The sequence below is a fragment of the Acidiphilium sp. 20-67-58 genome, assembly GCF_002255515.1.
Taxonomy (GTDB): Bacteria; Pseudomonadota; Alphaproteobacteria; order Acetobacterales; family Acetobacteraceae; genus Acidiphilium.
The window spans coordinates 22,396-44,437 of record NZ_NCAS01000029.1 but is presented as its reverse complement, the minus strand read 5'-3'; the positions used below and the strand labels follow the sequence as shown (position 1 = coordinate 44,437).

General features: G+C 64.8%; 20 protein-coding genes and 1 tRNA gene. 7 read left to right on the top strand and 14 right to left on the bottom strand.

Going from position 1 to position 22,042, the window contains the following annotated elements; genetic code table 11:
* Positions 1 to 9 precede the first annotated feature (9 nt).
* Positions 10 to 99 (top strand) — tRNA-Ser (locus B7Z76_RS12160).
* A gap of 768 nt (positions 100 to 867) precedes the next feature.
* Here B7Z76_RS12160 and B7Z76_RS12155 read toward each other — a convergent pair.
* The 10 genes from B7Z76_RS12155 to B7Z76_RS12110 all read right to left on the bottom strand — a co-directional run bounded on the left by B7Z76_RS12155 (position 868) and on the right by B7Z76_RS12110 (position 7,617).
* Positions 868 to 1,170: a hypothetical protein gene (locus B7Z76_RS12155; RefSeq protein ID WP_174503988.1), complete on the bottom strand. Its 303-nt coding sequence runs from the start codon at positions 1,168 to 1,170 to the stop codon at positions 868 to 870.
* 199 nt (positions 1,171 to 1,369) lie between these two features.
* Entirely contained in the window at positions 1,370 to 1,879 is a 510-nt protein-coding gene (locus B7Z76_RS12150) for a hypothetical protein (protein ID WP_291344197.1), read from the bottom strand.
* A gap of 206 nt (positions 1,880 to 2,085) precedes the next feature.
* On the bottom strand, positions 2,086 to 2,535 hold the full coding sequence (gene cynS / locus B7Z76_RS12145) for a cyanase (protein WP_174503985.1): 450 nt from the start codon (positions 2,533 to 2,535) through the stop codon (positions 2,086 to 2,088).
* Positions 2,536 to 2,618: 83 nt separating this feature from the next.
* Positions 2,619 to 3,269 carry an urease accessory protein UreG gene (ureG, locus tag B7Z76_RS12140; RefSeq protein WP_174504887.1) on the bottom strand — a complete coding sequence of 217 codons (651 nt, stop codon included), beginning with the start codon at positions 3,267 to 3,269 and terminating at the stop codon, positions 2,619 to 2,621.
* The gene (locus B7Z76_RS12135; RefSeq protein ID WP_174503984.1) at positions 3,266 to 3,961 is read right to left on the bottom strand and encodes an urease accessory protein UreF; all 696 of its coding nucleotides are present in this window, start codon (positions 3,959 to 3,961) and stop codon (positions 3,266 to 3,268) included. Before B7Z76_RS12135 ends, ureG begins: the two co-directional genes overlap by 4 nt.
* Positions 3,958 to 4,407 carry an urease accessory protein UreE gene (locus B7Z76_RS12130; protein WP_291344195.1) on the bottom strand — a complete coding sequence of 150 codons (450 nt, stop codon included), beginning with the start codon at positions 4,405 to 4,407 and terminating at the stop codon, positions 3,958 to 3,960. The genes B7Z76_RS12135 and B7Z76_RS12130 overlap by 4 nt, the downstream gene beginning before the upstream one ends.
* Positions 4,407 to 6,128, bottom strand: coding sequence for an urease subunit alpha (ureC, locus tag B7Z76_RS12125; RefSeq protein ID WP_174503982.1), 1,722 nt, complete (start codon positions 6,126 to 6,128; stop codon positions 4,407 to 4,409). Before ureC ends, B7Z76_RS12130 begins: the two co-directional genes overlap by 1 nt.
* Positions 6,128 to 6,436 (bottom strand): urease subunit beta, encoded by a 309-nt coding sequence (locus B7Z76_RS12120; RefSeq protein WP_241419521.1) that lies wholly within the window; start codon positions 6,434 to 6,436, stop codon positions 6,128 to 6,130. The genes ureC and B7Z76_RS12120 overlap by 1 nt, the downstream gene beginning before the upstream one ends.
* A gap of 95 nt (positions 6,437 to 6,531) precedes the next feature.
* On the bottom strand, positions 6,532 to 6,834 hold the full coding sequence (locus B7Z76_RS12115) for an urease subunit gamma (RefSeq protein ID WP_174503980.1): 303 nt from the start codon (positions 6,832 to 6,834) through the stop codon (positions 6,532 to 6,534).
* A gap of 12 nt (positions 6,835 to 6,846) precedes the next feature.
* Positions 6,847 to 7,617 (bottom strand): urease accessory protein UreD, encoded by a 771-nt coding sequence (locus B7Z76_RS12110; protein ID WP_291344190.1) that lies wholly within the window; start codon positions 7,615 to 7,617, stop codon positions 6,847 to 6,849.
* Between the two features lie 292 nt (positions 7,618 to 7,909).
* On the opposite strand from B7Z76_RS12110, the gene urtA reads away from it, so the two are divergent.
* The 5 genes from urtA (at position 7,910) to urtE (ending at position 12,676) form a co-directional block, all read left to right on the top strand.
* Positions 7,910 to 9,106 (top strand): urea ABC transporter substrate-binding protein, encoded by a 1,197-nt coding sequence (gene urtA / locus B7Z76_RS12105; protein ID WP_174503978.1) that lies wholly within the window; start codon positions 7,910 to 7,912, stop codon positions 9,104 to 9,106.
* A gap of 82 nt (positions 9,107 to 9,188) precedes the next feature.
* Positions 9,189 to 10,097 (top strand): urea ABC transporter permease subunit UrtB, encoded by a 909-nt coding sequence (gene urtB / locus B7Z76_RS12100; protein ID WP_174503977.1) that lies wholly within the window; start codon positions 9,189 to 9,191, stop codon positions 10,095 to 10,097.
* Between the two features lie 10 nt (positions 10,098 to 10,107).
* On the top strand, positions 10,108 to 11,211 hold the full coding sequence (urtC, locus tag B7Z76_RS12095; RefSeq protein ID WP_174503976.1) for an urea ABC transporter permease subunit UrtC: 1,104 nt from the start codon (positions 10,108 to 10,110) through the stop codon (positions 11,209 to 11,211).
* Between the two features lie 12 nt (positions 11,212 to 11,223).
* Complete coding sequence (gene urtD / locus B7Z76_RS12090; protein WP_174503975.1) at positions 11,224 to 11,985, top strand: urea ABC transporter ATP-binding protein UrtD; 762 nt, start codon at positions 11,224 to 11,226, stop codon at positions 11,983 to 11,985.
* Positions 11,969 to 12,676: an urea ABC transporter ATP-binding subunit UrtE gene (gene urtE / locus B7Z76_RS12085; protein ID WP_174503974.1), complete on the top strand. Its 708-nt coding sequence runs from the start codon at positions 11,969 to 11,971 to the stop codon at positions 12,674 to 12,676. Before urtD ends, urtE begins: the two co-directional genes overlap by 17 nt.
* Before the next feature lie 22 nt (positions 12,677 to 12,698).
* On the opposite strand, the gene B7Z76_RS12080 is transcribed toward urtE, so the two are convergent.
* From B7Z76_RS12080 to B7Z76_RS12065, 4 genes are all read right to left on the bottom strand, one after another.
* Complete coding sequence (locus tag B7Z76_RS12080; RefSeq protein WP_291344185.1) at positions 12,699 to 13,616, bottom strand: response regulator; 918 nt, start codon at positions 13,614 to 13,616, stop codon at positions 12,699 to 12,701.
* Positions 13,603 to 17,070 (bottom strand): ATP-binding protein, encoded by a 3,468-nt coding sequence (locus B7Z76_RS12075; protein ID WP_291344184.1) that lies wholly within the window; start codon positions 17,068 to 17,070, stop codon positions 13,603 to 13,605. Before B7Z76_RS12075 ends, B7Z76_RS12080 begins: the two co-directional genes overlap by 14 nt.
* 258 nt (positions 17,071 to 17,328) lie before the next feature.
* Positions 17,329 to 18,171, bottom strand: coding sequence for a transglutaminase family protein (locus tag B7Z76_RS12070; RefSeq protein ID WP_174503972.1), 843 nt, complete (start codon positions 18,169 to 18,171; stop codon positions 17,329 to 17,331).
* The gene (locus B7Z76_RS12065) at positions 18,168 to 20,309 is read right to left on the bottom strand and encodes a circularly permuted type 2 ATP-grasp protein (RefSeq protein ID WP_174503971.1); all 2,142 of its coding nucleotides are present in this window, start codon (positions 20,307 to 20,309) and stop codon (positions 18,168 to 18,170) included. The genes B7Z76_RS12070 and B7Z76_RS12065 overlap by 4 nt, the downstream gene beginning before the upstream one ends.
* Positions 20,310 to 20,545: 236 nt before the next feature.
* Here B7Z76_RS12065 and B7Z76_RS12060 point away from each other — a divergent pair, with 236 nt between their 5' ends.
* Positions 20,546 to 22,042 carry a circularly permuted type 2 ATP-grasp protein gene (locus B7Z76_RS12060; protein WP_291344181.1) on the top strand — a complete coding sequence of 499 codons (1,497 nt, stop codon included), beginning with the start codon at positions 20,546 to 20,548 and terminating at the stop codon, positions 22,040 to 22,042.

Here is a 22,042-nt window from a genome sequence, read left to right as displayed (position 1 = left end):
CCCGACCGCGGAGAGGTGCCAGAGTGGTCGATTGGGACGGTCTCGAAAACCGTTGTGCCTTCACGGGTACCGTGGGTTCGAATCCCACCCTCTCCGCCAGACCCGCTTTTTATTATCTTGATATTTAATAATTTTTCCCTTTTTCGGCAAGATTTGCCCACAAATTTGTCCCAAACTCCGATAATGCTCTCCGGATCACAATTTTATGGGACCGTTCGGACATCTTTAAGCTGCGCGTGGTCTGACTGAAGGCATGCCATGACGGCGTATTCTGCGGGCGTTGTGATGGCGACACGCCGCGAGACTAGTGGCAGTAGATAAGGTTAATAAGCATCACACGTCCGTGATCAGCAAAATTGGCAATATGTAGCAGCCACACTCAAAAACCAAGGTCGGATCGAGGTTCGTCTAGCTGACGTTAAGCAGGTGGTGATCGAGGGCATAGTGGCGAAAGCGGTGGTGACGGAGCCGCTAAAGGCGCTGGGAAGAACTCTGGTTACGGATTCCGTAGAATTCCTCCGTGGATTGAGATTTTCATTTGCCAACGATTTCGAAGTCCTGATCCAGTTCCTCCCACGTAAGATCGACATGGGTGCCCGCGTCTGGACACTCTTCCAATTCCCCATTCGGCCAAATCCACCAGCCAAATGAGCCCCTATCCTCATCATTCTCAAGGTCATCATCGTAGATGCCCTCTACGAGACGAATAATCCTTCGCATCTCCGTAGTGCTATTTAGCAATGACAGATCAATACAGGGATTGTCTTTATCAAAGGGATAAATGCGAAAAATTTTTGGGGATGGTGCGATTAACGTCCGCCAGAAAGCCAAAAACCCCACCCCGCGTTGTGCAGGGTGGGGCTGCAGTCAGGTCTGGTCGGCCGCCTGATGGGCGCCGAACAGGCCGGCCGTGAGGGCGCGGCCATGGGCATCGAGACGCGCGACGAGATCCGCGCGCGCCGTGTCCAGCATCAGAAGGTCGCCGGCCAGGAGCCGCTCGGGATCATCTCCCGCCGCGGCATGGGGGCGGTCTTCAGGCGCCGTGCGCATGAGGCCGATGAGCTCGGCCAGCACCGCGGTCGCGTTGTAGAGATCGTCCAGCGTATGGACGAGCTCCAGCTTCGCGCGCGCATCAGCACGCAGCGCCTGGATCAGCGTTGTTGTGGTCATGTTCAGTTTCCAGAAAGCATCAGCCCGAGACGCACCGGCATGGATGATCGTGCCGGTCAGGCAGACGGAACCGCCCCGCGTGGTATAGTCCACGCGGGTGCGTCAGGGTTGCGATGCAAGGATGTCTGCATGAATAATATAGCATAAATACAGACATATATCTATATAAATATATGATTATATTGATATTTTATGGCGCCTATATGTGAGTCCCCCTCCTCCGCGCGAGCAGGGTGCGGGCACGCAGCCTGAGCTCCTCCCGCTCGGCCTCCAGCGCCGCATTGGCCTGACGTGAGGCCTCAAGCATGGTCGCCTTGAGATAATGCCGCTCGACGACCTGCTCGGACGACCCGAGCACCGAAGCCGCAAGGCCGGGCTGGTCGGGTGCGATCGCGGCCAGCGCGGTCGACATTCCGCTGCGCGCGGCGTGGGGGGCGAATGCTTGCCCAAGTTCCCGGGCGGTCAGGCGGCGGAACATCTGCATGATCCCGGCATACTCGAACGGTGAGCCGTCGACGTTTCGCCAGAACGAGGGCCCGGGTTGGGCTCCGCCCATCAAGGGCAGGATCTCGTCGACGTAGTAGCGAAAGTGCGGCAGCAGGTGCGACGGCAATTCGCATTCGAGACGCCGCCCGTTCTTTACCTCCTTCGCCGCAAAGCGAAGCAGCACAAGCTCGCCCTGGTCGATAACCAACTGACCGAACCGCATCACCGTCAGCGTGCCATTCCGCCCTTCGACGCCATCGCCACACGCTACGACAAAACCGCACGAAACTTCCTCGCAGGCATCTGCCTCGTCCTCGCCGTCACATCATGGATCAGGTGAGTCCAGAGCCTCGCGCCAGACCACGTCAGGAAAGCCGCTGCTTCAGACGCAACTACCGCGTCAGCGGCTTAGTTCGATACCCACAGGGCTTAGTATCGCTTGTAGGGAAGAAATTTCCCGCTCATTGTAACCTTCACGCGGTCGCCTTTCTGGTCGGGCTGGCGTTCGATCGCCATGTCGAAGTCGATCGCGCTCATGATGCCATCGCCGAACTCTTCCTGGATCAATTCCTTCCAGCTTGTCCCGTAGACCGAAACCAGCTCGTAAAAGCGATAGATCAGCGGATCGGTCGGGACCTCAGTCGGCAGCGACCCGCGATAAGGAATTTCTGCCAGCAGCGCGGCCTCCTCAGGATCGAGACCGAACAGCATTGCCGCCTTTTCGGCGGTCTCGGCGGTCATGGACATCTGGCCCATACAGGCTGCGCAGACCCAGACGGGCGAATGGCCGAGCCGCGCGGCAATCTCCGTCCAGCTCAAGCCCTTGGCCTTCTTGATCTGCAATATCTTGCGCCCGAGGGCGGTTTTGGCATCGTTCATCCACTCGTTCCTTCGATCTGCACAGCATGTGCGTGGTGACTGGATCATGACCGATCCTGTCGGAAACTGGTCGTCCACGGCGGCTAGTCGGGGGGCGTATCGTGTTGCCAGTCCTGCTTCCGGCCGTCGAGGCCGCCAGCGTTCACGATGAAGGAGACGACGGCGTCGACGCCGTTTCCTGCCTTGATGTTCGTGAACACGAACGGACGATCGCCACGCATGCGCCGGGCATCGCGGTCCATCACCTCGAGGCTGGCTCCAACCAGCGGCGCGAGATCAATCTTGTTGATCACCAGCAAGTCGCTGCGGGTGATGCCAGGACCGCCCTTGCGCGGAATCTTGTCGCCCGCGGAAACATCGATCACGTAGATCGTGATGTCAGCAAGTTCGGGGCTGAAGGTTGCGGCAAGATTGTCGCCGCCGGACTCGATCAGCAGCAGATCAAGCCCCGGGAACCGGCGGGAAAGCTCGGCACAACCGGCAAGATTGATGCTGGCATCCTCCCGGATGGCGGTGTGCGGGCAGCCGCCGGTCTCGATGCCCATGATTCGCTCGGGAACCAGCGAGCCGGCGCGCGTGAGGAACTCCGCATCCTCGCGCGTGTAAATGTCGTTGGTGATCGCAGCGATCTCGAAGCGATCGCGGAAGGCCCGGCAAAGAGCGTCCATCAGCGCGGTCTTGCCGGAACCGACCGGGCCACCGATGCCGACGCGCAAGGGTCCATGTCTTGTCATGTGCGGAAAAGCCTCGTGTGTGTTGTTTCGTGTTGCATGGAGGCAATGTCCGCACGCGGACAGGCGCTCCAGAGATCGTCCGGGGAGGCGTCGCAAGTTGCCGCGGCAACTTCCAGGATGATCGCCTCAAGCCTCGATTGCAGGGCCAGCCCGGCGGTTTGGCCCAGCGGGATGAGCCGCACGCCGGCGGAGACCAGCCCGGCGCTCCAGGCATGCAGATAGCCGGCAACGGCGGTGTCCTCGCCGAAATCCTGTGCCCCGGCGACCGTGCCGAAGGCGACCGGGTAGGCGAGCGGGCGCAGATCGCGGAGCTGCCGGGCAAGCGCAGCGGGCATCCAGGGTGACGCGGCGATGGCAAAGGCATCACCCTGCTGCAGGGTTTCGAGCGCCAGTTCCGCGGAGGGGGCGATGGCCCGGGCGAGCAGTGCAATCGCCGCGAGGTCGGCGCCGGAGGGATCGCCGGCCACCGCCCGATACGACAAGCGGAGCAGGATCGCATCGTTCCGCCCGCCGCCCTCGGTCAGCATTGCCGCCAGCCAGTCCGTGAGCTGGGCGTCATTCGCGATGTCGCCTGCGTCGATCGCCTGTTCGAGGCCGTGCGAATAGGCGAAGCCGCCGATCGGGAAGGCCGGCGACAACAGCGTCAGCAGGCGAATCAGCCCGCCTGACCCTATGCCGCCGCTGGTCGTCAATGATGATGCCCGTCATAGGCCCCTGACTCGGGGTCGAACGGGGCGGTGACGGGAGTTACCGTCGCGCCGAGCCGGCGGACCATATCACCGATCACGTGATCGTCGCGAATCAGGAGCGAACCGCATTCGTCGCCGGGCTGAAAGGCAACATCGAGATGCCGGTTGCCGAGATGCCACGCGATACGGATCAGCAGGGCTGGGGGCGCGGCGATGCCGATCAGCGACTCGGGTGCGGCAATGACCCGCACGATCCCCTTATCGCCGCAGTCCAGACCATCGCCATCTCGCAGATGGGTGGCTTCCGCGAGGTCTAGCAGAAGGTTGCGCCCGCCATCGGTGGTCAGCGCCAGACGCCGGCGGTGACGGCGGTCATAATCGAGGGTCACGCTGTCGGTAGCGCTGTCGCCTAGCCATCCACCGGCCCGGATCACTCGTTGCGCGCGCATCAGAACAGGAAATACCGTTGCGCCATCGGCAAGACCGCGGCGGGTTCGCATGTGAGCAATTCGCCATCGGCGCGGACGTCATAGGTCTCGGGGTCGACCTCGATCAGCGGGGTGGCCCCGTTCAGGATCATCGAGGCCTTGGATATGCCGCCGCGGACATTCGCAACCGGGCGAACCATGCGCGACAGGCCGAGTCGCGAGCCGATGCCGTCCTCGAACGCCGCCGCGGAGACAAAGGTCACGCATGTCGCGGCAAGGGTGCGACCGAACGCACCGAACATCGGGCGCGCATGCACCGGCTGCGGCGTGGGTATGGAGGCGTTCGGATCGCCCATCATCGCCATCGCGATCACCCCTCCCTTGATCACCAGATCGGGTTTCACACCGAAAAACGCAGGCGACCAGATGACGAGATCGGCGAGCTTGCCGACCTCGACGGAGCCGACCTCGCGCGACAGCCCATGCGCTATGGCCGGGTTGATCGTGTATTTGGCGACGTAGCGGCGGATCCGCGCGTTGTCGGCGGCGGCATCGCTTGCCTCGTCGCCGATTGCAAGCTTGCCGCGCTGGACTTTCATCTTGTGGGCGGTCTGCCAGGTGCGCGTGATCACCTCGCCGACCCTGCCCATCGCCTGGCTGTCCGAGGCCATCATCGACAGCGCGCCGAGGTCGTGCAGAATATCCTCTGCGGCGATCGTCTCCCGCCGGATGCGACTCTCGGCAAAGGCCAGATCCTCGGGGATCGAGGCGTCAAGATGATGACAGACCATCAGCATATCGAGATGTTCGTCGATCGTGTTGACGGTGTAGGGGCGCGTCGGGTTCGTCGAACTGGGCAGGACGTTGGAAAAGCCGGCGACCCTGATGATGTCCGGCGCATGTCCGCCGCCCGCGCCCTCGGTGTGGAAGGCGTGGATCGTCCGCCCCTTGAAGGCCGCGATCGTGTCCTCAACGAAGCCACTCTCGTTCAGTGTGTCGGTATGGATCATCACCTGCACGTCGTGGCGATCCGCGACCGAAAGGCAGGTGTCGATCGCCGCCGGGGTCGTGCCCCAGTCCTCGTGCAGCTTCAGCGCGCAGGCGCCGGCGCGAATCATTTCCTCAAGCGCCGCCGGGGCCGACGCATTGCCCTTGCCGGCAAAGCCGAGATTGACGGGCAATCCCTCGCTCGCCTGCAACATCCGCGCAAGGTGGAAAGGCCCTGGCGTGCAGGTGGTCGCGGCAGTGCCGGTCGCCGGACCGGTGCCGCCCCCAAGCATGGTGGTGATGCCGGAAGCGAGCGCCTCCTCGACCTGCTGCGGACAGATGAAATGGATGTGCGCATCGATGCCGCCGGCGGTCACGATCTTGCCTTCGCCGGCGATGATCTCGGTGCCCGGTCCGATCACGATGGTGACGGCCGGCTGGATGTCGGGATTGCCAGCCTTGCCGATGCCGCTGATCCGGCCGTCACGGATGCCGATATCGGCCTTCACGATCCCCCAGTGATCGATGATGAGGGCGTTGGTGATGACGGTGTCGGCGGCGCCATCTGCCTGCGCGCGCTGCGACTGCCCCATGCCGTCGCGGATGACCTTGCCGCCGCCGAATTTCACCTCCTCGCCATAGACCGTGAAATCGCGTTCGACCTCGGCGAAGAGTTCGGTATCCGCGAGCCTGACGCGGTCGCCGACGGTTGGGCCGAACATATCGGCATAGGCTGAGCGCGGGAGACGTGCCATCAGTCGAGGTCTCCCATGACATGGCCCCGGAACCCGACAACACGGCGGGCGCCCCGGAGCGGAATCAGCACCACCTGCCGGCTCTGGCCAGGCTCGAAACGGATCGCGGTGCCGGCCGGAATGTCGAGCCTGCGGCCTCTCGCCGCCGCGCGATCGAACCGCAGGGCCGCATTGGCTTCGGCGAAATGGTAGTGGCTGCCGACCTGTATCGGCCGGTCGCCGGTGTTCGCGACATCGAGCGCGATCCCCTCGAGCCCGTCGTTCAGGACGATCTCTTCATCGGCGCAAATGATTTCTCCGGGAATCATCCTGTTCTCCTCGCGCCCTTTCCGATCCCGCCGGACCGGATACGGCACGCTTTCATGTTGATAAGCGGTGCGTCCCTGGCCGACCGGTTGACGCGTTAGCGAATCGGCCGGTGGACGGTGACGAGCTTGGTGCCATCGGGAAACGTCGCCTCGACCTGGACGTCGTGAATCATCTCGGCGACACCCTCCATGACCTGTGCGTGGGTGACGACATGCGCGCCTTCCTCCATCAGCGCCGAAACGCTGCTTCCGTCACGCGCACCCTCGACGATAAAATCGGTAATCAGGGCAACCGCCTCCGGGTGGTTCAGCTTGACGCCCCTTGCCAGGCGCCGTCGGGCGACCTCGGCAGCCATCGCCACCAGCAGCTTGTCTTTCTCACGTGGAGTCAGGTTCACCGTTCTCTCCCTTCAGCACGACCAGACCCGCGGCATCGCCCGGCCCTGCCGCAGCACGCCCATCGATGCGAGCAGGGCACGCCGCAGTTCGGCGCCATCCGCCGCAACGATCCGGCCCACGAGCAGCCCGTCCCAGGCGCTTGCACCCAGCTGAAACGATGCCAGCGCATCGCGCAAGGGGACAAGACGCTCGCCCGCGTCCGGACAGGCTAGCAAGATCGTTGCCATCGCCGTCGCGCCGCCGAGGGCGGTCGGCCGTTGGCGCCAGGCGGCGACCTGCCCGGGCGGCCGGAAAACCTCGTGAAATCGCAGCACGCCGTCGCGTGTCAGGGTGATCGAATCCCGCAGCCTGGCGGTCTGCACCGTCTCGCCCATCGCTGCCCGGCCAAAAATGATCGCCTCGATGCCGAGAAAGCGGGCAGAGCCTGTCATGTTGATCACCAGTTGCCGATCGAGTGAACAACGGTCGAACAGGATCGTCTCCTGAGGAAGGAAGTCGCAGCAGGCTCCGTCCGCAAGGTTAATGCTCGTGACGATGCGCGATGCAGGGTCCGAGGGCAGCGCACGGTAGAGGCGTTCCGCACCCTGGGTAGTGACAGTCAGGGACGTAGCAGCGCCACAATCGACATCCAGCGAAAGGCTGTCGCCGCCGGCAACGCCGCCCGCCGTGTTCAGCAGAACCGCGGTCGGCGCCGATGCCGATGTTTCGCGTGGCAGCCGGAGGCGCAGCGACCCGGATTGATGGAGACGACCAAGCACGGTCTTTCCGGCCCTCCGTGTCACGCCGATCCTCGCTGCGCTGATCGCACGTTGGCGGCCGCCGGAGACACACTCCCCCCCTGCCGAACCGGCACCGCTGCCAGGCGATACTGCAACAAGGTTGGAGCCCACGAACATTTTCCCCGACATCGCTCGAAATTACAGCACCGCCCTCCGGCGGGCGACGGTGCAAATTCGTCCGGTCTGATAAGGGGCGGCCATACGTCAAATGCCCGATACCGCGAGGCAACGAATGACGCCTACCGTTCTGCCACGTTTTCGCCCTGAACAAATACCCTGTGGGGAGTCATCATCGATGCGTCTGAAAAAAGCGGGCCTATCCCTTCTCATGCTCGCCGGAACTGCCCTGTGTGCGCCGCTCGCTCACGCCGAACCAACGGTGAAGGTCGGCGTTCTGCAATCGCTCTCCGGAACGATGGCGATCAGCGAAGTGCCGCTGGAGAACGCGGAACTTCTCGCGATCGACCAGATCAATGCCAAAGGCGGCGTGCTCGGACACAAGATCGCGGTGATCAAGGAGGATGGGGCGTCGGAGCCGGCAACATTCGCCCAGAAGGCGACCAAGCTTATCCAGCAGGACCACGTGGTGACAGTCTTCGGCGGATGGACCTCGGCCAGCCGCAAGGCGATGCTGCCGGTCTTCCAGAAATTCCACAGCCTGCTGTGGTACCCGGTCCAGTTCGAAGGGAACGAGTGCTCGCCCAACATCATGTATTCGGGGGCGCAGCCGAATCAGCAGGCGCTGCCCGCGCTGACCTGGGCGGAACAGAAGGGCTACAAGCGCTACTTCCTACTCGGGTCGGACTATGTGTATCCGCGCACGGCGAACCTGATCCTGCGCAAGCACATCATCCACGACAAGCTGAAGGTCGTCGGCGAGCAGTACGTTCCGCTCGGCGGGACCGATTTCAGCGGCGTCATCGCCAAGATCGAGCAGAGCAAGCCCGATATCATCATCAACACGCTGAACGGCGATTCCAATGTCAGCTTCTTCAAGCAGCTCAACGCCGCCGGCATCAGCACCGACAAACTGCCGATCATGAGTTTCTCGATCGCCGAGCCGGAAGCGAAGGCGATGGGGCCGAGCCTGCTCGCAGGCAGCTTCACCGCGTGGAACTACTACATGAGCCTGCCGAACCAGATGAACCAGGCATTTATCAAGGCCTACCAAGCGAAGTTCGGCAAGGACCAGGTGGTCGACGACCCGATGGTCCATGGCTACGAAGACGTCTACATCTGGGCGGCGGCGGCGGAGAAGGCGAAGAGCTTCGATCCGAACAAGGTGCGTGCCGCGGCGGTGAAGCTCGGTTTCATGAACAGCCCGCTTGGCGAGGTAAAGTTCGCGCAGAACCAGAGCATGGTTCAGAAGGCCTATATCGGGGAGCTCAAGCCCGACGGGCAATTCAAGATCGTCTGGAGCTCGCCGAAAGAAATCGAGCCACAGCCCTACGATCCGCTCACCTTCCCAGGCAAGAGCTGCAAGCTTCACTGACATGACCTGATAACGGTCCGGCCGGAGCAGGTGATCGCCCTCGGGCCGGACCGGATGTCATCCCGATGACGGAACCGCTACCATGACCGAGACGGCATTCTTCCTGGGGCAGATTTTCAACGGCATTTCGGTCGCCTCGCTCTTCGTGCTCGCGGCACTCGGCCTCGCCCTGAGTTTCGGGCTGATGCGGGTGATCAACATGGCACATGGCGAAATGCTGATGCTGGGCGGCTATCTCGCCTATCTGACGCTGCATGTCGTGCCCGGGCCGCTCGCAATCCTGGTCGCGATGCCGGTGGCTTTCCTGGGCGCGGCGCTGATCGGCGCCCTGTTGGAGTGGAGCGTGATCCACAGGCTGTCGAGCCGCCCGCTCGATACGCTGCTCGCGACCTGGGGTGTCAGCCTGATCCTCCAGCAAGGGGCACGCAGCCTGTTCGGGGCCATCGGCGTCGAGGTGGTCGCACCGCGCTGGCTGGACAAGGCAATCCGGATCCAGCACGGCCCGCTCGCCGGTCTCGCAGTGCCGGAGGCACGGCTCTTCATCCTCGCTCTGACCGCGGCCGTGCTCGGCGGCATCGCGCTGCTGCTGACGAAGACGCGGCTCGGGCTGTATGTCCGCGCGGTCAACCAGGACCGGCCGGTCGCGAGTGCGACGGGGATCGACGCGAGGCGGATCGACCTCATGGTGTTCGCCCTTGGTACCGGCATCGCCGGCATGGCAGGCGTAGTGCTGGCCCTGCTCGGCCCGGTCACGCCGACGGTGGGGCAAAGCTATATCGTACCGGCCTTTCTCGTCGTCATTCTCGGCGGCCTCGGCAGCCTGACCGGCACCACGATCGCGGCCTTCATGGTGGGCATGATCTCTGCACTGGCGCAGATCTTCGTCGATGTCAGCGTTGCGCAGGTGCTCATCCTGGTCTTCGTCATCCTGTTCCTCCAGGTGCGGCCGCAGGGCGTAATCGCGATCCGCTCGCGCGCGCTGGAAAGCTGAGGGGGATGCCATGATCATCGAAACCATCCGCACGCGTCTGGCCGATCCGGGGGCGCGCACCCCGCTGCTCATCGGCCTCGCCGTCGTGGCGTTCGGCCTGGCGGCACCCTCACTCGTCTCGTCCTATTCGCTGACACTGCTCGCGCGCTTCCTCGCCTATTCGATCCTCGCCCTCGGAATCGGGCTGATCTGGGGCCAGGGCGGCGTTCTCAGCCTGGGACAGGGCGTGTTCTTCGGTCTCGGCGGCTACATGCTGGCGATGCATCTCAAGCTCGCCGGGCACGCGGCGAACGACCTGCCGGACTTTATGGTCTGGAGCGGGATCGCCACCCTGCCGCTGGCGTGGGTGCCATTCCGCTCGGCGCTGGTCTCGGTGATCGCGGTAATCGCGGTGCCGGGCCTTGTCGCTGCCGCATTCTCCTGGCTCGTGTTCCGCCGGCGGGTGGGCGGCGTTTATTTCGCGCTGATCACCCAGGCGCTGGCGCTCGCCTTCTCGACGCTGCTGGTCAGCCAGCAATCTCTGACCGGAGGGTTCAACGGGCTGACCAATTTCTCGCGGCTGTTCGGCTTCAGCACCAACTCCAACGGGTTCGGCGTCGGGCTCTACTACGTCACGCTTGGATCGACGATCGCCTCCTACCTGCTGCTTCGCTGGCTGATGGCGAGCCGGTTCGGCGCCGTGCTCCGGGCCACGCGGGACGGCGAGAACCGGGTGCGATTCCTCGGCTACGACCCAACACCCTACAAAGTCCTTGCCTTCACCATCGCCGGCATGCTCGCAGGGCTCGCGGGCGCCCTGTTCACCCTTGCGGCCGGTGTGATTTCGCCGGCGATGGTTGGCGTGATCCCTTCGATCGAGATGGTCGTCTGGGTCGCGGTCGGCGGCCGAGGCGCGCTGTGGGGAGCGGTCGCCGGCACGCTGCTGGTGAATTTCGCCAAGGACGAGATCAGTAGCGCGCTCCCATCCGCCTGGCTCTATGCGCTCGGGCTGATGTTCGTGCTGGTCGTAACCTTTCTGCCCGAGGGGATCGCGGGTCTCGTGCAGCTGCGAGGACTGGCAACTGGCTGGCGCCGGCTTGGGCTGGCCCTCCTGCGCCCGCGCAACGCGGAGTGAAACGAGATGGTGATGCGTCCACCTCCCCTGCTCCGCGTCGAGGGCGTGAGCGTCGATTTCGACGGATTTCTGGCCCTCGACAATGTCAACTTCGTGGTGGAACCGGGCGAGCTGCGGATCCTGATCGGACCGAATGGCGCCGGCAAGTCGACACTGTGCGATACGATCATCGGCCGCGTGCGGGCAACCGCCGGGCGGATCCTGTTCAAGGATAAGGCGATTACCGATCTGCCGGAGCACGAGATCGTCCGTCGCGGAATCTGCCGCAAGTTCCAGGCTCCCGGGGTGCTGCCCAATCTCAGCGTCGCGGAAAACCTGCTTGTGTCGGCGCGCCGAGATCGCGGCTTGTGGCAGAGCCTCTCCTCACGCGTGCCGCCGGACGAGACGGCACGCGTCGCGGACATCCTCGAACGGGTCGGCCTCGCCGACCGCGCCACCGTTGCCGCCGGCAGTCTCGCGCATGGCGAGATGCAATGGCTCGAGATCGCCATGGTCATGGCGACGAACGCCGACCTGTTGCTGCTCGACGAGCCGACCGCGGGCATGGGCAGGAACGATACCGCGCGGACGGCGGCGCTGATCCGCTCGCTTGCCGGGCGGCATGCGGTGGTGGTGATCGACCACGACATGAGCTTCGTTGAGGCACTGGACGGCCCGGTGACGGTGCTGCATCAAGGCAGGATATTGCGGGAGGGCAGCGTTTCCGACATCCGCGCCGACAAGGAGGTCGAGGCAGTCTATCTGGGGAGGGCGAAGGATGCTGCTCACGCTTGATCGGGTGAGTGCTGCCTATGGCCGCTCGCAGGTGCTCTGGGACGTCGATCTCGCCGTGCCGGATGGCGGCGCCCTCGCGCTGGTCGGCCGCAACGGTGTAGGGAAGACAACGTTGCTCAAGACGATCGTCGGTATCAAGAAGAGCATCTCGGGCCGGATCAGCTTCGGCGGCACCGAGATCACGACAGCGGCGCCGCATCTGCGCGCGCGGGCGGGCATAGGCTTCGTGCCGCAGGGGCGGCATGTATTCCCGCAGCTCACCGTCGCCGAGAACATCGCGACCGGCCTCGCCGCGCTGGATGGCCGCCCGGACCCCAGCCGACGCGTGCCCGACTATGTGTTCGACATGTTCCCCAAGCTCGCGACCATCGCCTCGCGCAAGGCGGGGCTTCTCTCCGGTGGTGAACAGCAGCAGCTTGCGATCGGGCGGGCACTTGCCGGGCAGCCGAAGCTGCTGCTGCTCGACGAGCCGACGGAGGGGATCCAGCCGAACATCGTCCAGCAGATCGAGGAGGCGCTCAGGCGGATCCGCGACCAGCTCGGCGTGACGATCGTCATCGTCGAGCAGTATCTCGATTTCGCCTGGGGTTTCGCCGACCGTTTCGCGGTGATGCAGCGCGGCCAGATCATACGCGAGGGAAGCACGAGCGAGGAGAAGGCCGACGACGTCGCGCATCTGGTGAACATCTGAAGCGCGGCCAACGCTTGGGTGTTCAGCGGCTCATCGCGTGCACGGCGGTTGCCGCGGCGGAGGCTCGGTTCTCCACGCCGAGCTTAGTGAAGATCTGTTCGAGATGCTTGTTCACCGTGCGCGGGCTGATACCGAGAATGTCGCTGATGTCGCGGTTGGACTTGCCGCGCGCGATCCAGATCAGCACCTCGGCCTCGCGCATTGTCAGCGAGAGATAGTCACGCAGGAATGCCTCGTCCTGCCCGGAGCCGGTTTCCTTCATGCGGAACAGGAACTCGTCGGGCGCGGTGCGACTCAGATACGATATCGAGACGGTCCTGTCCCCGACGGCCAGCATGGTTTCACCGAGCGGGGCCGCATGCGGTTCGGCGAGCAGCCGCACCAGCGGGGGCGGCAGTACGAACCCCGCCGCACCGCGCGCCGGATCGGCGCCCGCGAGCAGCGGCTCGGCCTGCGGCGTGCACCAGATCAGCTTGCCTTCCCGATCGACCGCGATGAGAAAGCGGCCGGTTGCATCGAGTGCGGATCGCGCGCGGCGCGCCGTCCGCGCATTTTCGAGATGCACGCGCACGCGGGCAAGAAGTTCGTCGACCACGATCGGTTTGGTGACATAGTCGACACCGCCGGCTTCGAGCCCGCGCACGACATCGCCGGTATCGGCCAGGCCGGTCATGAAGATCACCGGCAGCGGCGCGAGAACCGCGTCCGTCTTTATCTGGCGGCACGTCTCGAAACCATCGAGCCCGGGCATGACCGCATCGAGCAGGATCAGATCGGGGGTGATCCGGTGCAACAGCCGCAGCGCACTGGCGCCGTCGGTCGCGACCAGAGCCGCCATGCCGGCGGCCTCGACCGCCCTGCGAACGAACCCCAGCGTTTCCGGCGAATCGTCCACGATCAGAACCGTATCGCGGCGCTTGATGCTGTCAGGCTCCGGCATCGTTCTCCGCATCCTCAAGCCATGCCTCGATCAGTGTGGTGAAGCGGGTGAGGGCGAAATCGCCGACCAGCGCCCCGAGATAGGCGACCGTCCCGGCGCGGTCTGGATCCTTCCGCGCAATTTCGGCCAGCTTTTCCTCAAGGCCGGTGAGATAGCCAATCCGGCCGAGTTCGAGAAGGTCGCGCAGATCCCCCGCCGCGAGCGGTTCCGGAGCCACCGCCGGTGCTGCGGCGGGAGGCGGTGTCGCCGGAGGAGCACGCATCACCGGCTCCGAAGGCGCTTCCGCTTCGGTGGGCGCCTCGATCCATTCGATACGGAGCAGGTGGCCGATGGTCTCGTGGAGGGCGCGGATATCCAGCGGCTTGGCCAGAAAGGCATCATGAGCGGTAGCACAGGCGGCCGCGGCGGGCAGTTCGTGCAGGTTGCCCGAGAGCATGATGATCGGCATCTCCCTGCCCATGGCGTCCTCGCGAAGGCGGGACGCAAGCTCCCAGCCTGACATGCCCGGCATCGAGACATCGAGAATCGCGAGGTCCGGTACGATGGCGCGCGCACGCGACAGGCCGCGCGCGCCATCTGGCTCGGCAAAAACTGCGAAGTCGAGCGGATCGAGGATTTCGTGCATGAGTTCGACATGGGCCTGGTCGTCGTCGACGAGCAGGATCGTGCGGCGCGGGCCGCGATAGCCGGCGATGCGCCGGTCGGCGGGGGCAAACACATCGCCGGCTTCAGCCTCGGACAACATCAGCCGCAACCGGAACCGGCTACCCTGCCCCTCGATGCTGGTCACGGTGATCTCGCCGCCGAGGACGTTGGCAAGCAGCTTGCTGATGGTCAGGCCGAGCCCTGTGCCGGCAACCACATGCGCCGCCGGAAGATGCCCGCGCTCGAACGGCTCGAAGATCCGGTCGATGTCCTCGGCGCGAATGCCGCAGCCAGTATCCTCGATCTCGAAGATGGCAACCTGGCTGCGGATGCGGAGTCGGAGGCGGACATGGCCGGAGGCAGTGTATTTGATTGCGTTCGACAGCAGGTTCAGCAGGATCTGGCGCAGCCGGTTCGCATCGGTATGGACGAGTCGAGGCAACAACGAGGGCCGGTCGTCGATGAAGGCGATCCCTTTCGCCGCGGCCTGGAGGCGGAACATGTCGACAATCTGGTCGAGGAACTCGGCGAGATTGATGCGGTCGCGGTGGAGCTGCAGCGAGCCGGTCTCGATCTTGGAAATATCGAGCAGCCCGTCGACGAGATTGGAAAGATGCTCAGCGCTGCGGCGGATAATGCGGGCGGCGTCCTGCGGGTCGAGCGTGCCGGCGCGCTCCAGCAGCTGGGCATAGCCGGAGATCGCATTCAGCGGCGCGCGAATCTCGTGGATGACACCGACCATATAGCGACTTTTGGCGATGTTCGCGGACTCTGCCGCCTCCTTCGCGGCCTGGAGTGCGGCGTCCGTGCGTTCGTGCGCGGCGATCTCGTCCATCAGCATCGAGGTCTGGCGCGCGCTCTCGGCCTCGGCGGCGCGGCGGCTCGCCTGCGCCAGGACCAGCACCCAGGCGATCACGCCGGCAATGATGAAAAGAGCGAGGAAGACGATCCAGAGCGTGGTCGCGATGGTCTCGCGCTCTGCCGGGTCGATCGCACGGTATTCCAGGCCGATCAGCAGCAGGAGCGCCCCGGTCGCAAGCGTGAGCAGGGCGAAGACGGCGAGGAACGAGGTGATGCGACGGTCGATCCGGTCGGCTACCGGAGCGGGTAAGACGCTTGCGGCGGCGGCGCGCACGCGCGTGCTAAGGAGGGTCTGCCAGGGCGCGGCCGGTTTGCACATGTCGTGGCAGCGGGCATCGAGCGAGCAGCAGAGCGAGCAGATCTCGCCGCCATAGGCCGGGCAATGCGCCATGTCCGGCGCCTCGAATGGGTTTTCGCAGACGATGCAGCGCCGCGGTGACGGCGTGGCATCGTCCGCCGCAGACGTACGGGCGATATAGGTGCGGCCGCGCGTGGCGATGGCGATCGCGGGGGCGGCAACGAGGGCGACAACGAGGCCGGCGAAGGGGGCCAGCGCGTGGGCGGCGGCGCCGAACCCGCCGAGACCCATGACGGTGGAGGTGAGAACCGACAGCCCCATTGCGCCGATGCCGACAGGGTTCACATCGAACAGGTGTGCCCGCTTGAACTCGATCCCCGGTGGGCTGAAACCGAGCGGTTTGTTGATCATCAGGTCGGCAGCAAGCGTGCCCATCCAGCCGATCGCGAAATTCGCGTAGAGGCCTAGGATGCTGTCGATTATCCGGAAGATGCCGATTTCCATCAACAGCAGGGCGAGCAGCACGTTGAAGATCATCCAGACCACGCGGCCCGGATGGCTATGGGTGAGCCGGGAGAAAAAATTCGACCAGGCGATCGAGCCGGCATAGGCGTTGGTGACGTTGATCTTGATCTGGCAGGTGACGACGAAGACCAGCGTCAGGGCGCCAGCCAGCGCCCTATGCCCGGTGATGTCGAGAAAGGCGAGATGATAGAGCGTTGCCGGCTGGGTTGCCTCAGTTGCCTCGATTCCATGGGTCACGGCGAGATAGGCGAGGAAGGAGCCCGCAGCCAGCTTGGCGCAGCCGATCACGACCCAGCCCGGGCCGGCGAGCAGCATGGTGCTCCACCAGCGAAACGTTCCGGTGTCGCTACGTTCTGGCAGGAAGCGCAGATAATCCACCTGCTCGCCAATTTGGGGCAGGAGCGAGAGCAAGACCGATGCGGCCATGCCGAACGGGATCAGCGCAAGCCCGTGCCCAAGCTCATGTCCGGCACCGATGCCTGCGAAATCGCGCCAGCCCCCGAACAGGGATGTCTGCCGCCAGGCGAACCAGACTAGCGGGCCGAACTGGAGCAACAACCAGAGCGGCTGGGTCCAGACCTGGAGCCGGCTGATCGCACGAAAGCCGAAAAAGGCGATCGGGACGACAATGAGGGCGCTCATCACGTTGGCAAACCACGGCGGGATGCCGAGCACTTGATTAATCGCGACCGACATGATGCTGGCCTCGATCGCGAACAGGATGAAGGTAAACGAAGCATAGATCAGCGAGGTGACCGTCGAGCCGATATAGCCGAAGCCCGCGCCACGGGTGAGCAGATCCACATCGACACCATAGCGTGTGGCGTACAGGCAGATCGGCAGGCCGAGGATGAACATCACTATTCCGACCGCTAGAATCGCCGCGATCGCGTTGTCGAACCCGAAGCTCAGCGTGATCGCGCCGCCGATCGCCTCGCAGGCGAGGAAGGAAATCGCACCGAGGGCGGTATTGCCGACGCGAAAGGCTGACCAGCGCCGGGCATGGGACGCCGTGAAGCGCAGCGCATAATCCTCCATCGTGTCATCAGCGACCCATTGGTTATAGGCGCGGCGCGGTGGAATGATCCGCTGGACGGATGTGCGGGAGGTGCGCGCGGTGCTCAAAATCGGGCATTGCCCGGCACGGCCCGCTCCTGCGGGAAGGCGACGCCGTCACGATGGTCTGTCGGTTCGGTCATTGTTTTCTCGCTCAACCCGCCAGAACGCGCTTCCGCGGTGATGGAAGGGCCAGGGCACGAAGTGTAGCGCGAAACCGCCAGCGGGAGCGAGGGCGCAGGTGGTGCGTTCGGGCATTCGCGGCATCGGGTGAGTCATTGTATGGATCGGCCGCGCCGTCCGGTCTCGCCGCGAGGAGGCTCGACATCAGCTGGAAGTGCGCGGCTGCATGGCCACTTCGACGGTCGGGATATGCTGCCCGCCGCCCCGAATGACACCGCGCACCGGGCTGACATCGTCGAAATCCCGCCCCCAGGCGAGGGTCGCGTGCTCGCACCCCACCACGATGTTATTGGTCGGGTCGAAATCCACCCAGCCGCGTCCGGGACCGGTCCACAGCGAGACCCAGGCATGGCTTTGTTCCGCCCCTCGCGTCGCCTCACCCGAGCGCAGCCAGCCGGAGACGTAGCGGCACGGCAAGCCGAGCACACGCAGCGCCGCCAGCATGACGTGGGCATAATCCTGACAGACGCCTTCGCGGCGCGCCAGCGCCGCTGCCGCCGTGGTCGCCACCGAGGTCACGCCCGGACGATAGGTGAAGCGTTCATGGATCGCCTGCATCATGGCCAGCCCGACGCCGAACGCATCGCCCCGCCCTGCCGCAGCGTCGTGCGCAAAGGCTGCAATCGCTGCATCCGCGCGGGTCAGCGCCGTCGTCACCGAAAACTCCGCAATCTCTGCCGCCGTTGCGCCACACGCCCTTCCGCCCGCAGCCGTGGCGTTCCTCGCCGCCGGCGCCTCGACCTCGATCACGGCCCGAAGCGTAATTTCGAGCATATCGTGTGGAGCGACAAGCACGATCGTCGTCAGCGCATTGCCAAAATAATCGATCTCCTCGAAACGGAAATCCGGCACCGGCAGGATCCTCAGACACGCCTCCCGCACATGCTGCCCGGAACGGGTACGCGGCAGCAGATGCAAGAGATGCCGCGCAAACAGGCTAGGTTCGGAGTATTTATAAAGCGTGCGATGGGTCAGGTCGTAGATCACGCTGGTGCTGCTCCATCACGATGCTGGCAGCTCGCCGGCGGCGCGAACAGGCGCCCCGTCAGCGCGCTGGAGAGATCCGCCGCCCGCGCCTCGACGGCCGCCAATGCCGTTCGCGGCGACGCCGAACCCGCCGCAGCCTTCAGCGCGACGCCGATGGCTCTGGCCTCCGCCGCTTCGGCCGCCGCGTCCAGCCGCTCGAAGCCCTCGGCCAGTGCGATCGCCTGGAAAAGCAGGCTGCGCGGATAGGCCGGATCTGCCAGTAGCAACCGAAGCGCCGTATCGGGTTCGGGGATGCCGCCGTAGCGCTGCTCGCAGGTCATCCCCGCATCGATCAGTTCGATCGCCAGCGAAGCCCCCGCAGCCAGCCGCCCGCCTTCCTCTTCGAGCAGGATCGCGAAACTGCCCGCCAGCCCGAACAGCCGTTCCAGACGCTGGCCGAGCGTTGCGAACAGGAGTGCTCCGTCCCGCGCCGCGTCCTCGCCGATCACGCCGGCACAAGTGGCGGCGAATCCGAAGATGGCCGGCACTAGCTTCACGAGGCCGGCTGCCCGCGCGGCCAGCACCCGTTCCAGCGCGCCCTCGATCGTGGCCAGCATCGTCGGGCTGAACCGGTCGGACGTTGCCGCAAGAAGTCGGCGCACCGCCTCAATCAGCGGTGCGAACACCGCCTCGCCCCTGATCGCCTCGCGCAATTGCCGCGCGGTAACGTTGCGCCCTGCGAGATCGGGGGAGATCAATTGCTGGCGTGCCAGGCACCTGAGGAGCAGCTCGCGCTGAAACTGTTCATGCGGCAGTGCGCTTGACTCCGCCAATCCGCTCTGCGCCAGCGCGCAGAGGCGCCCCGCCGCCTCCAGCCGTTCGACCGCACGGCCGAGCCAGAACAGATCGTCCGCGGCACGGCTCGGCAAGACCGAGGTCGCCGCCCGCGCGAGGCTGACCGCGCCGCGGACAGGCAGGCGTGGCATTTCCGCGTCCTCGCCGCGATCGACCACCCAGACGTCTTTCATGTGCGTCATCCCGTCCGGTCCCTGTGCGAGGCCCAGCCCGCCGGGCAACGCAACCCAGCCGGTCGAGCCACAGTGCAGCGCGAACAGGCGCAGCACACATGCAGCCTCTCCCATCGCCGCACTGTCCGACTCAGGCGCCAGGGGGACGATCGGCAGATCTGCCCCAGCCCCGGCACACAACATCATCGGCTCACCGAATGCCGCCTCGTGCGCCGCGCCGATAGCCACCTCGATACTGGCGGCGATGGCTGGCTCGTTGATGACCCCGCTTCCCGGCGCATTGAGCATCGCCAGTTGCTGGCGCCGGAGCGCACCCAACACCCCGGCAATGCCGGCTGCTGGGTTGCCGCCCTGCTCCAGCGGATCGATCGCCGATGCCGCCATACGCCGGATCAGCAGCCGCACGGGCCGGCTGCCCGTGAGCGTACGGAATTCGGGCGCCTCGCCGAAACAGTCCAGATCCGCAGGTCGCAACCGTGGCGCGCCGATCGCCCGGGCTAGCAGCGCGGCATCGGCCCCATCATCCGCAGCGCTTTCTGCCTCGCCCTCCAACAGCGCGACAAGGCCGCCGCCCGCCCAGTGCGCGAGGTCTTCCCGCCAGCGTTCGATCACCGGCCCCCGCCCGACCAACGTGACCGACCGCACCAGTTCGGGCATCGCTGCCCCGGTAAAGCGGCGCAGCGCGATCGCATGGCCGAGTCCAGGCACGATATCGACATGGTCGCGGAGCACTACAGCGCCACCCACGGCGTCGATCGCGAGGTCGGCGGCGTAGAGCGCCAGCCGTGGTGCGACGAGCCCCGCATCGCCAACCATCTGTCGCAGCCAGCCATCGGCCGCCGACAGCGTGGCCGCCGATACGGTGCCCGCCGCAACGAGGCTGCGAACGGAGTATAGATCGTCGATCGCACCCCCCAGGAGCGCTGCCCGGCGGCAAAGGGCTCGCCCGAGCCGCGCGGCTAACCCACCCGGCAACATGACCGGCAACGGGTCGTATTCCGGCGCGCGAGCGACGCCCGGTAGCTGGACGGCGGCCATCCGCCGCAGCGCCGCCTTGCGCGCCGCCAGCTCCCGCGTCCCCAACGTCATCGCGAAGGGGAGAAAGCGCCTTGCGGGATTGGTCCCGGTCACGTTGCGCGCCGCTTAAGCACCATCATCCATCGTTTCAGCATATCAGAATCGTCGATCATCGGAGAGGTCATCGTGGGTTATTGCCGAGCGCTCCAAAGGCATGTCATACTTGACATGAGGATAGCAGATAACGCCAGAAAGACACGGCCTAGCGCAGCGCAAACGTCATCGCGCCGGCGGCCGGCGACAGATCCGCCCGAGCCCCGGCGCTGAAACAAGCGGAGGTAGCGGTAGTTATGGCGCATACGGGGCTGACAGAAGCCGATATCCCTGCTGATCTCTTCGCGCGCTACAATCCGGGCGGCTTCTTCTGCGAACTGACCCATCCGCGTCCAGATGATGGTGACGTTCCGGCTCTTCTGCGTCGCCGCCTGTCTCATATCGGGTTGGAGGCCTTGCGCAGTCGCGCCGAGGCGGCGGAAACCGAGCTGATCGATCTCGGGATCACATTCACGGTCTATTCCGACAGTACCGCGATCGATCGCATCCTTCCGTTCGATTGCATACCGCGCATTCTTACGCCGTCGGAATGGAAACATATCGAGGCCGGGGCGATCCAGCGCGTCGCCGCAATCAACGCCTTCCTCGGCGACATCTACGGTGATGCGAAAATCGTGAAGGACGGTGTCGTTCCTGGCGATCTTGTCTTTCAGAACCCCTGTTTCCGCCCGGAGATGATCGGGTTTCCGATCCGACATGGAAGCTATGTGAATGTCTGCGGGATCGACATCGTGCGCGACGAGGCCGGCACGTTCCGGATCCTGGAGGACAATGCCCGCACGCCGTCCGGTGTATCTTATGTGGTCGAAAACCGGCACCTGATGCTTCGCGCCTTTCCCGATCTGGCCGCCGGCATGCGTCTCCGCCCTGTCGATGATTACGGCTATCGTCTGCGGGCCGCGCTGGAAGAGATGGCCCCCGTCCCCGATCCCGAGGCGCGCGCGGTGCTGTTGTCGCCCGGCATCTATAACTCGGCCTATTTCGAACATGTCTTCCTCGCGCGCGAAATGGGTATTCCGCTGGTCCAGGGGTCGGACCTCAATGTCGAGAACGCGCGTGTTTACATGCGCACAACGGCCGGCCCGCGCCCGGTTCATGCGATTTACCGGCGCCTGAACGACGATTTCCTCGATCCCACCGTTTTCCGACCGGATTCGATGCTGGGCGTTCCCGGACTGATCGATGCATGGCGGGCTGGCAATGTCGCCATCGCCAACGCCGTCGGGACCGGGGTCGCCGACGACAAGGCGATCTATGCCTACATGCCCCGCATCATCCGTTACTATCTCGGTGAAGATCCGATTCTGCCCAATGTCGATACCAATATCTGTCGGGAGAAGGATGCGCTCGCATACACGCTCGATCATCTGGATGAGCTGGTGGTCAAGCCGGTTGGCGAATCCGGCGGATATGGCATCACCGTCGGCCCCCGTGCCAGCCGGGCGGAGCTCGAGGCAGCTCGTGCCGCGCTGCTCGCCGATCCGGCAAACTGGATCAGTCAGGGGATGATCCCGCTCTCCGTAGGCCCGACGCTGACGGATGATGGGATCGCGCCCCGCCATGTCGATCTCCGTCCCTTCGTCGTAACCGGTCGCGACAGCTGGGTTCTGCCCGGCGGTCTTACCCGCGTTGCACTCAGGCGCGATTCGCTGATCGTCAATTCCTCCCAGGGCGGCGGTTCGAAAGACACCTGGGTGCTCGCCGACCAGCCCGGTCGCGCGGCGGCCAACTGA

What these genes read in the sequence shown, in the direction of transcription:
- B7Z76_RS12155 (WP_174503988.1), bottom strand. Translation starts at nt 1,170, where the DNA reads ATGACCACAACAACGCTGATCCAGGCGCTGCGTGCTGATGCGCGCGCG.
- urtA (WP_174503978.1), top strand. Translation starts at nt 7,910, where the DNA reads ATGCGTCTGAAAAAAGCGGGCCTATCCCTTCTCATGCTCGCCGGAACT.
- ureG (WP_174504887.1), bottom strand. Translation starts at nt 3,269, where the DNA reads ATGACAAGACATGGACCCTTGCGCGTCGGCATCGGTGGCCCGGTCGGT.
- urtD (WP_174503975.1), top strand. Translation starts at nt 11,224, where the DNA reads ATGCGTCCACCTCCCCTGCTCCGCGTCGAGGGCGTGAGCGTCGATTTC.
- B7Z76_RS12080 (WP_291344185.1), bottom strand. Translation starts at nt 13,616, where the DNA reads ATGCCGGAGCCTGACAGCATCAAGCGCCGCGATACGGTTCTGATCGTG.
- urtE (WP_174503974.1), top strand. Translation starts at nt 11,969, where the DNA reads ATGCTGCTCACGCTTGATCGGGTGAGTGCTGCCTATGGCCGCTCGCAG.
- B7Z76_RS12120 (WP_241419521.1), bottom strand. Translation starts at nt 6,436, where the DNA reads ATGATTCCCGGAGAAATCATTTGCGCCGATGAAGAGATCGTCCTGAAC.
- urtB (WP_174503977.1), top strand. Translation starts at nt 9,189, where the DNA reads ATGACCGAGACGGCATTCTTCCTGGGGCAGATTTTCAACGGCATTTCG.
- B7Z76_RS12060 (WP_291344181.1), top strand. Translation starts at nt 20,546, where the DNA reads ATGGCGCATACGGGGCTGACAGAAGCCGATATCCCTGCTGATCTCTTC.
- cynS (WP_174503985.1), bottom strand. Translation starts at nt 2,535, where the DNA reads ATGAACGATGCCAAAACCGCCCTCGGGCGCAAGATATTGCAGATCAAG.
- ureC (WP_174503982.1), bottom strand. Translation starts at nt 6,128, where the DNA reads ATGGCACGTCTCCCGCGCTCAGCCTATGCCGATATGTTCGGCCCAACC.
- urtC (WP_174503976.1), top strand. Translation starts at nt 10,108, where the DNA reads ATGATCATCGAAACCATCCGCACGCGTCTGGCCGATCCGGGGGCGCGC.
- B7Z76_RS12130 (WP_291344195.1), bottom strand. Translation starts at nt 4,407, where the DNA reads ATGCGCGCGCAACGAGTGATCCGGGCCGGTGGATGGCTAGGCGACAGC.
- B7Z76_RS12150 (WP_291344197.1), bottom strand. Translation starts at nt 1,879, where the DNA reads ATGCGGTTCGGTCAGTTGGTTATCGACCAGGGCGAGCTTGTGCTGCTT.